13 protein-coding genes are annotated in these 14141 nt (G+C 73.1%); 9 read left to right on the forward strand and 4 right to left on the reverse strand.

Annotation, left to right across the window (positions count from 1 at the left end):
• Positions 1 to 70: 70 nt before the first annotated feature.
• From PD653B2_RS19865 to PD653B2_RS19880, 4 genes are all read left to right on the forward strand, one after another.
• Positions 71 to 619, forward strand: coding sequence for a TetR/AcrR family transcriptional regulator (locus PD653B2_RS19865; RefSeq protein ID WP_085874149.1), 549 nt, complete (start codon positions 71 to 73; stop codon positions 617 to 619).
• 96 nt (positions 620 to 715) lie between these two features.
• On the forward strand, positions 716 to 1045 hold the full coding sequence (locus PD653B2_RS19870) for a hypothetical protein (RefSeq protein WP_085874150.1): 330 nt from the start codon (positions 716 to 718) through the stop codon (positions 1043 to 1045).
• Between the two features lie 78 nt (positions 1046 to 1123).
• Entirely contained in the window at positions 1124 to 3394 is a 2271-nt protein-coding gene (purL, locus tag PD653B2_RS19875; RefSeq protein WP_414689173.1) for a phosphoribosylformylglycinamidine synthase subunit PurL, read from the forward strand.
• Between the two features lie 69 nt (positions 3395 to 3463).
• A complete protein-coding gene (locus PD653B2_RS19880; protein ID WP_085874151.1) occupies positions 3464 to 4243 on the forward strand; it encodes an alpha/beta hydrolase family protein in 780 nt (259 codons plus the stop codon).
• 6 nt (positions 4244 to 4249) lie between these two features.
• On the opposite strand, the gene PD653B2_RS19885 is transcribed toward PD653B2_RS19880, so the two are convergent.
• Together PD653B2_RS19885 and PD653B2_RS19890 are read right to left on the reverse strand one after the other, a co-directional pair.
• Positions 4250 to 4858 carry a hypothetical protein gene (locus tag PD653B2_RS19885; protein ID WP_133058994.1) on the reverse strand — a complete coding sequence of 203 codons (609 nt, stop codon included), beginning with the start codon at positions 4856 to 4858 and terminating at the stop codon, positions 4250 to 4252.
• 22 nt (positions 4859 to 4880) lie between these two features.
• Entirely contained in the window at positions 4881 to 5435 is a 555-nt protein-coding gene (locus PD653B2_RS19890; protein ID WP_085874153.1) for a helix-turn-helix domain-containing protein, read from the reverse strand.
• 66 nt (positions 5436 to 5501) lie between these two features.
• Here PD653B2_RS19890 and PD653B2_RS19895 point away from each other — a divergent pair, with 66 nt between their 5' ends.
• The gene (locus PD653B2_RS19895) at positions 5502 to 6134 is read left to right on the forward strand and encodes a class I SAM-dependent methyltransferase (RefSeq protein ID WP_085874154.1); all 633 of its coding nucleotides are present in this window, start codon (positions 5502 to 5504) and stop codon (positions 6132 to 6134) included.
• A 119-nt stretch (positions 6135 to 6253) separates the two neighbouring features.
• Here the strand turns inward: PD653B2_RS19895 and PD653B2_RS19900 are convergent, their stop codons facing one another.
• A complete protein-coding gene (locus PD653B2_RS19900; protein WP_085874155.1) occupies positions 6254 to 7519 on the reverse strand; it encodes an MFS transporter in 1266 nt (421 codons plus the stop codon).
• A 69-nt stretch (positions 7520 to 7588) separates the two neighbouring features.
• Between PD653B2_RS19900 and PD653B2_RS19905 the strand changes: the two genes are divergently transcribed.
• Genes PD653B2_RS19905 through PD653B2_RS19915 form a run of 3 tightly spaced genes read left to right on the forward strand, consistent with a single transcriptional unit; the run spans position 7589 to position 9900 of the window.
• A complete protein-coding gene (locus PD653B2_RS19905; protein ID WP_085874156.1) occupies positions 7589 to 8176 on the forward strand; it encodes a helix-turn-helix domain-containing protein in 588 nt (195 codons plus the stop codon).
• Positions 8176 to 8535, forward strand: a complete 360-nt coding sequence (locus tag PD653B2_RS19910; protein WP_085874157.1) for a sterol carrier family protein — start codon at positions 8176 to 8178, stop codon at positions 8533 to 8535. The genes PD653B2_RS19905 and PD653B2_RS19910 overlap by 1 nt, the downstream gene beginning before the upstream one ends.
• 27 nt (positions 8536 to 8562) lie before the next feature.
• Positions 8563 to 9900 (forward strand): dipeptidase, encoded by a 1338-nt coding sequence (locus tag PD653B2_RS19915; protein ID WP_085874158.1) that lies wholly within the window; start codon positions 8563 to 8565, stop codon positions 9898 to 9900.
• A 73-nt stretch (positions 9901 to 9973) separates the two neighbouring features.
• On the opposite strand, the gene PD653B2_RS19920 is transcribed toward PD653B2_RS19915, so the two are convergent.
• Positions 9974 to 11755 carry a sensor histidine kinase gene (locus PD653B2_RS19920; RefSeq protein WP_085874159.1) on the reverse strand — a complete coding sequence of 594 codons (1782 nt, stop codon included), beginning with the start codon at positions 11753 to 11755 and terminating at the stop codon, positions 9974 to 9976.
• A 60-nt stretch (positions 11756 to 11815) separates the two neighbouring features.
• On the opposite strand from PD653B2_RS19920, the gene PD653B2_RS19925 reads away from it, so the two are divergent.
• Positions 11816 to 14134, forward strand: a complete 2319-nt coding sequence (locus tag PD653B2_RS19925; RefSeq protein ID WP_085874160.1) for a molybdopterin cofactor-binding domain-containing protein — start codon at positions 11816 to 11818, stop codon at positions 14132 to 14134.
• Positions 14135 to 14141 lie beyond the last annotated feature (7 nt).

Genomic DNA, 14141 nt, shown 5'->3' on the forward strand with positions numbered 1-14141 from the left:
AGGATGGCTCCGCTTCCTCCACTACGATACGGAGACCGTCTCCGTTTAGCAAGGTCTGAGGTGGGATTTCGTGCGAGCCGATGCCCAGCGCAACTACGACCGCATCGTCGAGGTCGCGCGTGAGGTGTTCCGCGAGCAGGGCTACGACGCCTCGCTCGACGAGATCGCGAAGCGCGCCGGCGTGGGTCCGGGCACCCTCTACCGGCACTTCCCGAAGCGCGAGAACCTGCTCGACGCGATCATGCAGAGCTGGGTCGACCGGGTGACGGCGGCCTCGGAGAAGGCGCTGGCCTACGAAGGCGCCGACCGCGAGCTGCTGCTGCGCTGGTTCGAGGAGTACGTCGCCCTGATCAGCCTCCACAAGGGCGGGCCCGCGAAGATCACCTCGGCGCTGGGCGACCCCTCGTCCCCGATCCTCACCAAGTGCCAGGTGCTGACCTCCGCCAACGACCGGGTCATCGAGCGGCTCCGCGAGGACGGCGTGCTGCGCGACGGGGTCGACACCGTCCAGGTCTGTCGTCTCGTCGGCGGCATCGCGACCGTCGCCGACCAGGGCGACCTGGACGCGGCCGCCGTACGCCCGCTGCTCGAGGTCGTCGCCGACGGCCTGCTCCGCTGACCATCCTCTTGTGAGGGGTGGGCGCCGGGCGTAGCGTGCTGTGGCCCGGTGCTCGGGCTCTCGGACTCTGGACTCTCGGACTAGGGGAGCGTGTCCATGGGCTTGTTCAAGAAGGCGAAGCCCGCCCTCGGCGTCGTGCCCTACGACGACCTGATCCGCGACGGCGAGCCGTGCACGGTCGAGGTGTCGGCGGTGTTCCCGCTCGACCAGCTCACCCAGGACGGGCTGCCCGCCTCGGGCCTGATCCTGCAGGTCCAGCGCGACGGGGTGGCGCCGTACCAGGCCCAGGTCGGGCTCCACATCCCGGACGCCTCGGTCCCCGTCGTGGTGCCGGGCGCGCGGCTCCCCGGGAAGTGGCTCCCGGGTCCGAGCCCCCGGGCCGGCGTCGACCTGGTGACCATCGACTTCGCGGCCCTGCAGGCGTAGCCGGTCGCGGGACAGGACTTCGTCCTCCCTCGCCCACCGGAGGGGCGCCGTTGGGGAGGAACCTGCCCGCGCCGGTAGATTGACCGCGTGCCAGAGACCCGCATCGCCCATCTCGACACCGTCGCCGTCGCCGCCGAGGACTCCCAGCGAGAACAGCCCTGGGCCGACCTCGGGCTGAAGGCCGACGAGTACGCCGAGATCCGCGAGATCCTCGGCCGCCGCCCGACCAGCTCGGAGCTGGCGATGTACTCCGTGATGTGGAGCGAGCACTGCTCCTACAAGAGCTCGAAGGTGCACCTCAAGCAGTTCTCCGAGATCCCCCAGGAGACGCCGATCGGCGCGATGCTGGCCGGCATCGGCGAGAATGCCGGCGTCATCGACATCGGCCAGGGCTACGCCGTCACGTTCAAGATCGAGTCCCACAACCACCCGTCGTACGTCGAGCCCTACCAGGGCGCCGCGACCGGGGTGGGCGGCATCGTCCGCGACATCCTCGCGATGGGCGCCCGGCCGGTGGCCGTGATGGACCCGCTGCGGTTCGGGCCGCTCGACGCCGACGACACCCACCGGGTGCTGCCCGGGATCGTGGCCGGCGTCGGCGGTTACGGCAACTGCCTGGGCCTGCCCAACATCGGCGGCGAAGCCGTCTTCGACGCGACCTACCTCGGCAACCCGCTCGTCAACGCCCTCTGCGTCGGCGTGCTGCGCCACGAGGACCTCCACCTCGCCAAGGCGAGCGGCGCCGGCAACCAGGTGATCCTGTACGGCGCGCGCACCGGCGGCGACGGCATCGGCGGCGTCTCGGTGCTGGCCTCCGAGACGTTCGACGCGGACGGCCCGGCCAAGCGGCCGAGCGTGCAGGTCGGCGACCCCTTCATGGAGAAGCTGCTCATCGAGTGCACGCTCGAGATCTTCGCGGCCGGCCTGGTCGCCGGCATCCAGGACCTCGGCGGCGCCGGCCTCTCGTGTGCGACCTCCGAGCTCGCCTCCGCCGGCGACGGCGGCATGCACGTCGAGCTCGACCGGGTGCCGCTGCGTGACTCCACGCTCGCGCCCGAGGAGATCTTGATGAGCGAGTCGCAGGAGCGGATGATGGCGGTCGTCGAGCCCGACGACGTCGCGGCGTTCATGGCGATCTGCGCGAAGTGGGACGTCGAGGCCGTCGTGGTCGGCGAGGTGACCGACACCGGGCGCCTCCAGATCGACTGGCACGGCGAGCGCGTCGTCGACGTGCCGCCGCGCTCGGTGGCCCACGACGGGCCGACGTACCACCGGCCCTTCGCGCGCCCGGACTGGCAGGACGACCTGCAGGCCGACGCCGCCGAGCGGCTGCCGCGCCCGTCGTCCGGCGACGAGCTGCGCAAGACCCTGTTGACGCTCGTCGGCTCGCCGAACCTCTGCGACAAGTCCTGGATCACCGACCAGTACGACCGTTACGTCCGCGGCAACACCGTGCTGTCGCAGCCGTCCGACAGCGGGATGATCCGCGTCGACGCCGAGACCAACCTCGGGGTCGCGGTGTCGACCGACTGCAACGGCCGCTTCGCGCTGCTCGACCCGTACGCCGGCGCGCAGCTCGCGCTCGCGGAGTCCTACCGCAACGTGGCGACCGGCGGCGCGACCCCGCTCGCGATCTCCGACTGCCTCAACTTCGGGTCGCCGGAGGACCCGGGCGTGATGTGGCAGTTCGCCGAGGCCTGCCGCGGGCTCAAGGACGCCTGCGCCGAGCTCGGCATCCCGGTCACCGGCGGCAACGTCAGCCTCTACAACCAGACCGGCGACACCCCGATCCTGCCGACGCCGGTCGTTGCGGTCCTCGGCGTGATCGAGGACGTCACCCGGCGCACGCCGTCGGCCTGGTCGGTCGGGGGCGAGCGCATCTTCCTGCTCGGCGAGACCCGCGAGGAGCTCTCCGGCTCGGAGTGGGCGCACGTCGTGCACGGGCACGTCGGCGGCCTGCCGCCGCAGGTCGACCTGGCCGCCGAGAAGACCCTGTCCGAGCTGCTCCGCGAGGCCGTCGGCCTGATCACCTCGGCCCACGACCTCTCCGACGGCGGCCTCGCCCAGGCGCTGGTCGAGGGCGCGCTGCGCCACGACGTCGGCGCCGCGGTGACCGTGCCGGGCGACGCGTTCCTGGGGCTCTTCAGCGAGTCGACCGCGCGGGTGCTGGTGACGGTGCCCGACGGTGCGGCCGAGCGACTGGTCGAGCTGGCGCGGCGGCACGGTGTCGTCATCACGCCGCTCGGCCTGACCGGCGGTGACGCGCTCGTGGTCGACGACCAGTTCGACGTACCCCTCGCCGAGCTCCGCGAGACCTGGACCGCCACCCTGCCGGCCGCGCTGGCCTGATCGGCACGGCTGGCCGAGAAGTGTGACGCTCGGGGCAGTCGATCCGGGGTTCCGCCACGAACCACCGGCGTGCACCGTCGTACCCTGCTGTCGCTGCCTGCCTTCGGCGGGCTCGCGGTCCTGACCGCCTGTGCCGGAGAGAAGGAGCGGTCGATGTCGAAGGCCACGACCGGGACCCGCAGGGTCGACTACGGCGACGACCCGGCGCAGTACGGCGAGCTGACGCTGCCGAGCGGCGACCCGCGCGGCCTCGCGATCGTCGTGCACGGTGGCTTCTGGAAGCCGGAGTACGGCATCGAGTACGCCCGGCCGCTGGTGCCGAGCCTGGTCGCTGCGGGTTGGGCGACCTGGGCGATCGAGTACCGCCGCGGCAGCGGTGCCGCGGACACGTTGGCCGACGTGAGGGCGGCGATCGCGGCGGCGCCGGTCGAGGCCGAGACCGTCGTCGGGATCGGCCACTCCGCCGGCGGCCACCTCGTCACCTGGGCGGCCTCGGGCGGAGGGCTCACCCACGTCGTCTCGCAGGCCGGGGTGCTGGACCTGACCGCGGCGTACGACGAGGACCTGGGCGGTGGCGCCGTCGAGGCGTTCCTCGGCCACCCGCCCGGGCCGACCGACGCCGACGTCGACCCGATCCGCCTGGTGCCGCTCGACGTCCCGGTCTGGTGCATCCACGGGGCCGACGACGACAACGTGCCGATCAGCCAGTCCCGGTCCTACGTGGCGGCGGCCCGCGCGGCGGGTGCGGAGGCCGACCTGGTCGAGATCGAGGGCGACCACTTCACCCTCGTCGATCCCGACTCCGACGCCTGGGCGACGACGCTCGCCCACCTCGCGACCCTCGCCTGACGGTGGCTACGACCGAGCGACCCGCTCCGCCAGCCGGACCGCGGCGTGCAGCACCAGGTCGGCCATCTCGGGGTCGGTGACGGCCTCCTCGGGTGCGCGGCCGAGGGTGAGAGCGGCCGGCTGCGTCAGCCAGGCCCAGGCGCGCCAGGGATCCATTCTCGCGGCGAGCAGCGGCTCCAGCAGTGGTGCTATCCCGGCGCGGACCTCGCCCTCGCCCGTCAGCTGGAAGCCGGGGACCACGACGCGCTCCTCGACCGGCACGACCAGCAGCCGGTGGGTCTGGGCGGCCTTGTGCACGGCGAACCGGGTCGCGTCGACCGACGTGCCGCGCAGCTCGCCGAGCGTCGCGTAGGTGAACCACGGCGTGGCGAGCAGGGCCGTGCGCAGCCGCGCCTGCCGGGCGATCAGGACCAGGCCGACCGGGACGGCGTGCTCGGGCTCGCTGCCGTCGCTGCGCAGCAGCCGCTCGAGCTCGGCGACCCGGTCGGGCGCGGACCAGACGGCCCGGCCCTCCGCGTCGCGGGTGAAGGTCGGTAGCCCGGCGTCGGCCAGGTGGTCGGCCAGGCCGAGGTCCTCGAGCCAGGCCGCGAGCCGGTCGCCGTCAGCAGCACTCACGACCTCAGCCTCTCGCACCGCCTCAGCGCACGTGCATCCGCTCCCCCTGGGGCCCGAAGAGCGCGAGCGCCTCCGTCGGCTGCGGCCCGGGGTTGCCGACCCAGTGCGGGGTGCGGGTGTCGAACTCGACCGCCTCGCCCGGCCCGATCGTCAGGTCGCGGTCGCCGAGGAGCAGCCGGATCCGCCCGGACAGGACGTAGAGCCACTCGTAGCCCTCGTGGGTCTGCTTCTCGGGGACCGCATCGGGCTCCGCCGGGAGCACCATCTTGAAGGCCTGCGGGCCGCCCGGACGCCGGGTCAGCGGCAGGAACGTCCGGCCGTGGCGCACGACCGGCCGCAGCTGCACGCGCGGGTCGCCGGTCTCGGGCGCATCGACCAGCTCGTCGAGCGTGACCTGGTGGGCGCGCGCCAGCGGGAGCAGCTGCTCGAGGGTCGGCCGGCGCTGCCCGGACTCGAGCCGCGAGAGCGTGCTCACCGAGATGCCGGTCGTCGCGGAGAGGTCGGCCAGGGTGGCGCCGCGCTCCTGACGCAGCGCACGCAGCCGCGGTCCCACCCCGTCGAGCACGTCGTCACTCATCGCCTCAGTTTGCCAGAACGGCAACGGATGTTGTCGATCAGGCGATGGTGCCCGGAGACTCGTGGCATGAGCCACGCAGAGATCACGCGGGAGATGTTCGAGCAGTCGTCGTGGGACGAGCGGTACGGCGGCGACGGGCACATCTGGAGCGGCCGGCCGAACGCCGTCCTGGCCCGCGAGGCGGCCGCGCTGACCCCCGGCCGGGCGGTCGACCTCGGCTGCGGCGAGGGGGGCGACGCGATCTGGTTGGCCGAGCGCGGCTGGCAGGTCACCGCTGCCGACTTCTCGGGAGCGGGGCTGGCCCGGGCGGCGGCCCACGGCGCCGAGCGGGGGGTCGCCGACCGGGTCGAGTGGCGGCAGGCCGACCTGCGCACCTGGCGGCCAGAAGGTGAGCAGTGGGACCTGGTCACGTCGCACTTCCTGCACCTGCTCGACGACGGCATGCTCGAGGCCACCCGGCAGATGGCCGACGCGGTCGCGCCCGGCGGCACCCTCCTCGTGGTCGGACACCACCCGGACGACGCCCACACGGGTCTGCGGTGGTCGATGCCCGGCGTGCTCTTCGCGGCGGAGGAGCTCGCGCAGGCGGTCGACCCCGACCTGTTCGACGTGCACACCGAGGCCCGCGAGCGCCGCGAGACCCGTGACGGCGTGGAGCACGTCGTGACCGACGCCGTGCTGCTGGCCCGTCGGCGCTGACCGCCTCCGTCGCGAGAGTCGAGCCGCCGGCCCGCCCGCTCTGCTGTAACGCGGTGTTAGGACTTCTATGAACCCGTTAGAAGGGGGTCACCAGAGGGTCTAACACCGCGTTACAGCGGTTAGGCCGCGGCGGGGACCGGGCCGGCGGCGGGCTCCACGTGCCGCTCCCAGTCGGCCGGGCGGGGGACCGACCGGACCGAGCGGGAGAGGGTGGGGATCAGGGCGACGCCCGCCGTGAGGATCCCGAGTACGGCGATCGCCGGGCCGCCGCCGAGACCGGCGAGCAGCACGCCGGCGAGCACCGGGGCCAGTGGCATCGCCGACATCGACACGAACTGCGACGTCGACTGCACGCGCCCGATCAGCGCCGGCGGCGTGATCGCGAGCCGGTAGGAGCTCATCCCGGCGTTGCCGGCCGGGTTGAGCAGCATGCCGAGCGAGACCGCGGCGGCCACCACGGCCGGGGAGTTCCACACGACCATCGGCACCACCAGCGGCAGGAAGCTCCACGCGATCGTCACCGTCAGCCAGCCGGTCGGCATCCGCGCGATGAGCCACGGCGCGACGATCGCGCCCAGGATCCCCGCCACCCCGGCCGCGGTCTCGACCAGCCCGATCTGCAGCGGGTCGAAGCCGCCCTCTATCAGGCGCAGCACGGCCACGAAGAACAGCGCGTTGATGGCGAGGTTGGTGAGCGCGCCCCAGATCGTCACGACCCGGAAGAAGGGCCGCGACGCGATGAACCGGATGCCCTCGGCCAGGTCCTGGCGCGGGCGCCGCCGCGGGCCGTCGACCTGCGGGGCGGCGAGGTCGGTGCGGACCCGCCCGAGCAGCAGCCACGAGGCCGCGAAGCTCGCCGCGTCGGCGGCGAACGGCAGCCAGCGCGTGACGGCGTACAGCACGCCCCCCAGGGGTGCGCCGATCAGTCCCGCGACGTGGAGGCGGGCCTGGTTCTGGCTCAGCGCGGTCGGCAGCTCGTCAGCCGGTACGACGGTCCGCACCGCCGAGATCTCGGCCGGGGCGAAGAGCCCGGCGCCGGCGCCGGTGAGCAGCGCGACGGCCAGCAGGTGGGGGACCGTCAGCGCGCCGGCGACGCCCGCGACGGCCAGCGAGCCGTAGAGCAGCACGCCGGTCCCGCTGGCGAACCGCATGATCCGGAGCCGGTCGACGCGGTCGGCGAGCACGCCCGCCGGGAGCAGGGTCGCCGCGAGCCCGAGCAGGTGCACCGCCTCGGCGAGCGCGGCGAGCAGGGCCGAACCGGTCATCGCGAAGGTGATCAGCGGGAAGACGAACATGCTCACCCGGCTGCCGAGCTCGCTGATCGTCTGGCCGACCCAGAGCACGGTGAAGTCGTGGTTGCGGGCGAGGCTGCGGAAGCCGGTCATATCCGCAACATAACGTGCGCACGTTGTGTTGCGCAATGGAGCGTGCGCATTATTGGGTAGGATGGCGACATGCCGTACAGCCATCAGGGCCAGCAGGTGCACGACCCCAAGATCCTGCGGGCGATCTCGCATCCGGTGCGCAACCGGATCCTGACCGAGCTCTCCGCGAGCGGGCCGATGCGTGCGGCCGACATCGCGCGCGAGCTGGACCTCCCGGCCAACCAGGCGAGCTTCCATCTGCGCCAGCTGGCCAAGTACGGCCTCGTCGAGGAGGACCCCGAGGCCGCCCGCGACCGGCGCGACCGGGTCTGGCGGCCGACCTCCGAGCAGGGGCTGATGGTGCGCCTCGACGACATCGAGAAGACGCCCGGCGGCAAGATGGCGGCCGCGGTGTTCCGGCAGAACGCCGCGGGCTGGGGCCACGCGGTCGTCGAGGCGGCCTACCACGGGCCGCGTCCGCCGGACACCCTGCGGACCATCAGCGAGAACGCGCTCAAGCTCACCCAGGAGGAGGCCGGGCAGCTCGCGAAGGAGCTCGACGAGGTCGTCGCCGGCTGGCTCGCCCGGACCCGCGGCCGTGACCCGGAGCGGAGGACCTACCTGTACTTCTCGGTGCTCCAGCCCTATCCCGAGTCCCTGCACCGGGACCAGGACTGATGGCGGCACGGCTCCGCCCCGCCGACCCCGCCGAGGTGTCGGAGGCGCTGGCCCGTCTCGACACCGACGAGCCGGACCGGGCCGACCTGCGGCTGCTGACCAAGCACTACCTCGCGGTGCTCGAGGACCGAGCGCCCGGCCACTCGGTGGAGGTCCGGGTGCCGCCGTACGCCGCGGTCCAGGTCGTGCCCGGTGTCCGGCACACCCGCGGCACCCCGCCCGCCGTCATCGAGACGGACGCCGTCACCTGGATCGCTCTCGCCACCGGCACGCTCACCTGGCCCGAGGCCGAGGCCGCCGGCCGGGTCCGCGCCAGCGGCGAGCGAGCCGACCTCACGCCGTACCTCCCGCTCGGCTGACCGGGACGCGGGGATAAGTTGGCGGGCATGACCGACGACATGCGCACCCAGGTCCAGGCCGTGCTCCCCGGGATCCGCCGGGACCTCGAGGACCTGGTCCGGATCCAGTCGGTCAGCGCCGATCCCGCCCGCCTCCAGGACGTGGAGCGCAGCGCGCAGCGGACGGCCGAGCTCTTCGCAGCCGAGGGCGTCGACGTCGAGATCGTGCGTGCCTACGACGGCGCGCCGCCGGCGGTGATCGGGGAGAAGAAGGGCCCCGAGGGTGCGCCCACCGTGCTGCTCTACGCCCACCACGACGTGCAGCCCGAGAACGACCACGCCGACTGGGACTCCCCGCCGTGGGAGCCCACCGAGCGCGACGGTCGGCTCTACGGCCGCGGTGCCGCCGACGACAAGGCCGGCATCCTGGCCCACGTCGGCGCACTGCGGGTCTACGGCGACGACCTGCCGGTCACCGTGCGCCTCTTCATCGAGGGCGAGGAGGAGGTCGGCTCCGACACCCTGGTGGAGCTGCTGGGCAAGTACCAGGAGCGCCTGGAGGCCGACGTCATCGTGATCGCCGACTCCGGCAACTGGGACATCGGGGTGCCGGCGCTGACCACCAGCCTGCGCGGCCTGGTCCGCGTCGACGTCGAGGTCCGCACGCTCACCCACGGCGTGCACTCCGGCATGTGGGGCGGGCTGGTGCCCGACGCGCTGATGACGCTGAGCCGGGTGATCGCCTCCCTGCACGACGACGCCGGCGACGTCGCGATCGACGGCCTCCACAGCGGGCCGGCCGCCGACGTCGACTACCCCGAGGAGCGGCTGCGGGCCGAGTCCGGCGCCGCGCCCGGCATCGCGTGGATCGGCACCGGGTCGACCGTCGAGCGGCTCTGGACCAAGCCGGCCCTGAGCATCACCGGCCTCGACGCCCCGAAGGTCGCCGGCGCCAGCAACACCCTGGTCCCGGCCGCCCAGGCCCGGATCTCCCTGCGCGTCGCGCCGGGCGACACCACGGAGAACGCCCTCGCCTGCCTGGTCCGCCACCTCGAGGCGCACGTGCCGTGGGGGGCCACACTCACCCACACGGTCGTCGACACCGGCGAGGCCACGCGGATCGACGCGACCGGCCCGGCGTACGACGCCGCGCGCGCCGCGTTCGCCGAGGCCTGGGACGGCACGGCCCCGATCGACATGGGTGTCGGAGGTTCGATCCCCTTCATCGCGGAGTTCCTCGAGGCGTTCCCCGACGCGAGCGTGCTGGTCACCGGCGTCGAGGACCCCGACACCCGCGCGCACGGCGCGAACGAAGGCTTGCACCTCGCGGAGTTCGAGCGGGTCGTGCTGGCCGAGGCGCTGCTGCTGCGCAACCTCGCCCGGTAACGCGGCCTTCCGGGCGCCGGCGAGCGTCGTCGAGACCCCTCGACCGGTATGGGTGCGGGGCTCTCGGGTGGCCTCATGCGCTGGGCAGGTACACGCGGAACGTGCTGCCCCGCCCCAGCTCGGACTCGACCTCGATCCGGCCGCCGTGGCGGACCACGATCCGGCGCACGATCGCCAACCCGAGGCCGGTGCCCGGCTGCGCGACCGCGGCCGGGTTGGACGAGCGGAAGAACTCCGCGAACAGCTGGGCCTGGTCGGCCTCGGAGATGCCGAACCCGTCGTCGGCGCAGGTGAGCACCACCTCGTCGCCGACCCGCTCGTGGCGCACCGTCACGGAGCCGCCGTCCGTCGAGTACTTGACCGCGTTGCTGACCAGGTTGGTGACCACCTGGTCCAGGTCGCGGGCCACGCCGAGCACGAGCGTCGGCTCCGGCGGCTGCTCGGCGGTGAGCGTGATGCCGCGGCCCCGAGCCACGGCGGCGTTCATCTCGAGGACCTCGTCGACGATCGGGGCGAGATCGACCGGCGCGGGCTCCAGGTCGTCGGCGTCCGTCAGCTCGTGCAGCAGCAGCAGGTCGCCGACCACCCGGGCGAGCCGGTCACCCCCGCGCTGGATCGCAGCGATCCAGGCTCGTGCGTCGTCGCTGAGGCTCGGCTCCGACTCGAGCATCTCGACGTACCCCAGGATCGCGCTGAGCGGGTTCTTCAGCTCGTGGGAGACGGTCGCCACCAGTCGGCCCTTGTAGTCGGCGAGGTCCTGCAGCTCCTGGACCAGCTCGTGCTCACGGGCGAAGGTCCGGGCGTTGGCGAGCGCCCGACCCAGGTCGCGGCCGATGTCGAGGGCGGCCGCCGACTCCTCGTCGCTCCACTCGGCGCCGTGGTGGCCGCGGGTCAGGCCCATCACGCCGAAGCACGCGGGACCCGCACCGAGCGGGACGAACAGCAGCGAGCCGACCTCGACGCTGGCGAAGAAGTCGAGCAGCTCGGCCACCTGCTCGTCGCCCAGCACGCCCGGGACCGGCCGGTCGGGCGCGAGCACGGCGACGCACTGGCGCTCCCATGCCCGCTGGGCGTGGGCCGACACCAGTGCGCGTACGCCGGACGGCAGTCGCACGGTCGGCCCGCCGTCGACGTGCAGCGGCCCGTCGCAGCGGTGGTCGGGGCCCAGCAGCTGCACCCACAGGGAGTCGGCGCGGAAGCCCCGGGTCACCTCCCGGCCGCACTCGGCGAGCAGCGCCTCGGGTGACTGCGTCCCCGATGCGAGCCGGACGATGTCCGCGGCGGTGCCGGCCAGCCGGACCCGCTCGGCGAGCCGCTCGCGCTCGAGGGTCGTGACGACCGCGCGCCCGGCCTGCCGGGCGTAGATCTCCAGCAGCGCGCGTTTCTCGGCGCTCGGGACGAGTCCGTCGCGCGGCAGCTCCATGCCGAGGAAGCCGAGGAAGCCGCCGTCCGCGCCTTCGAGGGGCGCGATCAGCATGTCCTCGGGGTGCCAGGCACCCGCCGCGACGTTGTCACGCGGCGCGTCGGAGAACCAGCCCCACTTCTCGATGTCGAGGACCAGCTTGTCGTGGGGGATGAACTTCAGCGCCCCCCAGTCCTCGGCGGTCTCGAGCTGCACGAGCAGCTGGTCGACCGGCGCCAGGCTGTCGACCAGCACCCGCCGGGCCTCCTCCGGGCCGACCAGCGCCAGCGTGTGCAGGTAGCCGTCCTCGCGGGCCACCGAGATGCCCACGAGGTCGAAGCCGGCGACCTCCGCCACGCCCTCGGCGATCGCCTGGAGGGCGTCGCGTGACTGGGTGTCCGACCAGCGCGACCCGCGGACCGGACGCACGAAGTCAGGAGCGTCTTCGGACATCGCTTCGATCCTACGAGCCGGAGGCCGTGACCGCCTTCACATGGCGTCGTTGGGTCCGGTGTGACCCCTGATCTCGACGCCACGACCGCTGCTCCCGGGATCGGTCGCCGATCCTTCATCGGCTACGTGCTGGGCGGTACGACGCTCGTCGCGGCCGCCGACCTCGTCGGGGCCGGGGTGCCGGCCGCGGCGGTCCCGGGCACGCCCCAACCCGCGGAGTCCTACGACCTCAACGACTTCCTCACCGAGGCCGCGATGCCGACCGCGAACCTGATCACGGTGACCGTCCACGAGGACGGCACGGCGTCGTTCGCGCTGCCGCGGATGGAGGTCGGGCAGGGCATCACCACCTCCACCGCGATGCTGATCGCCGAGGAGCTCGAGCTCCCGGTCGACCGGGTGCGCGTGACCCTGGCCGACGCCCGGCCCGAGCTCCTCTACAACCAGCTCACCGGTGGCTCCAACACCACGATCTCGACGTACACCCCGATCCGGGTCGCCGCGGCCGTCGCCAAGGGGGCCCTGCTCGAGGCGGCCGCGATCCAGCTCGGCGACACGGTCGACAACCTCCGGGCCAAGGGCGGCGTCGTCCAGGCGCCGGACGGCTCGTCGGTGACGTACGGCGAGCTCGCGCGCGCGGCCGCCGGCAGCACCACCCGCGCGATGGAGGTCCGGCTCAAGGAGCCGGGTGAGTTCCGCGTCGTCGGCGTCGGCCAGCCGCGGATCGACGCGCTGGACGCCGTGACCGGCCGCAAGCTGTACGCCACCGACCTCCAGGTGAAGGGTGCGCTGCCGACGATGGTCTGCCGCGCGCCCACGCTCAACGGCACCCCGAAGCGGCTGCGCAACAAGGCGGCGGTCCTCGCGATGCCCGGGGTCCGCAACGTGGCGGTCGTCGACTCGGGCGTCGCGGTCCGCGCGGAGACCTTCGGCCAGTGCATCGACGCGATCCGGGCGATGAAGGTGGACTGGGTGGACGGGCCCGTCGCCGGCCTCTCCGACGCCGACATCGTCGACGAGCTGCGCGCGGCGGAGCTCCCGCTGCCGACGCTGCCCGACAACCCCTTGGCGAAGACCGTCGACCTCGACGTCCTCTTCTACTTCCGCAGCAACTCCGCGATGGACACCAACTCCGCGATCGCCGACGTCCGACCGGACCGGGCCACGGTCTGGGCCGGGCTGAAGTCGCCGATCACCGCACAGCAGAAGATCGCGGAGGCGCTGGGCCTCAGCCAGGACGCCGTGAAGGTCCACGTCGTGCAGGGCGGCGGGTCCTTCGGGCGCCGCCTGTTCTTCGACGGGGCCCTCGAGGCCGCGAAGATCTCGCAGGCGATGGGCAAGCCGGTCAAGCTGATGTGGCACCGCGCCGACGACGCCCGGGTCGGCCGCGGGCACCCCATGGCCACCAGCCGGGTCCGGGCCGTGCACGCGAACGGCGAGGTGCTCGCCTTCCAGCAGAGCCACACCAGCATCGAGACCGACTTCCGGCACGGTCTCGGCGAGATCATCACGGCGAACTCCGCCGACCTGCCCGGCGGGCTCGGCAACCTCGGCTTCGCCGAGACGGTCTTCGAGCTGACGCAGGAGGTGCCCTACGACTTCGGCGTCATCACCCAGACGCTCACCGAGACCGACGACCGGTTCAACACCGGCAGCATGCGCAACATCTACTCACCCGACGTCCGTGTGGCCGGCGAGCTGATGGTCGACCGGCTGGCCGCGGCGATGGGCCAGGACCCGTACGAGTTCCGCCGCGCCCACCTCCGCAACGACCGGGTGCGCGCGGTTCTCGACACGGTCGCCGACGTGGGCGACTGGGGGCGTTCGATGCCGGCCGGCACGGCGCAGGGGATCGCGATTCACAAGGAGTACAAGGGCTGCAGCGCCTGCCTGGTCGAGATCGACAACCGGCCTCAGCAGACCGGGCGCGACATCCGGGACGGTGTCGGCGGCCCCCGGGTGACGAAGGTCGTCTTCGCGATCGACGTCGGGCTCGTGGTCAACCCGCGCGGCCTGGAGGCGCAGATGCAGGGCTGCATCAACGACGGCATCGCCCTCGCGCTGACGTCGAGCATGCACCTGCGCGACGGGCACTTCCTGGAGGCCAGTTGGGACAACTACTTCTACACGCGCCAGTGGAACACGCCGCCCGACGTGGAGGTGGTGGTGATGGCGTCCGACAGCGCCCAGCCCGGCGGCGCCGGCGAGGCGGGTGTCGCGGCGACGTTCGCCGCGGTCGCGTGCGCCTTCGCCCGCGCGGCCGGGAGCGTCCCGACGTACTTCCCGGTCAACCACCGCGACCCGCTCGAGTTCACGCCCAAGCCGTTCGTGCCACCCATCCCGCAGTCGCCCACCAACGGGCTCAAGCTCACCTACTGAGGAGCCG

This window comes from Nocardioides sp. PD653-B2 (assembly GCF_002117935.1).
GTDB lineage: Bacteria > Actinomycetota > Actinomycetes > Propionibacteriales > Nocardioidaceae > Nocardioides.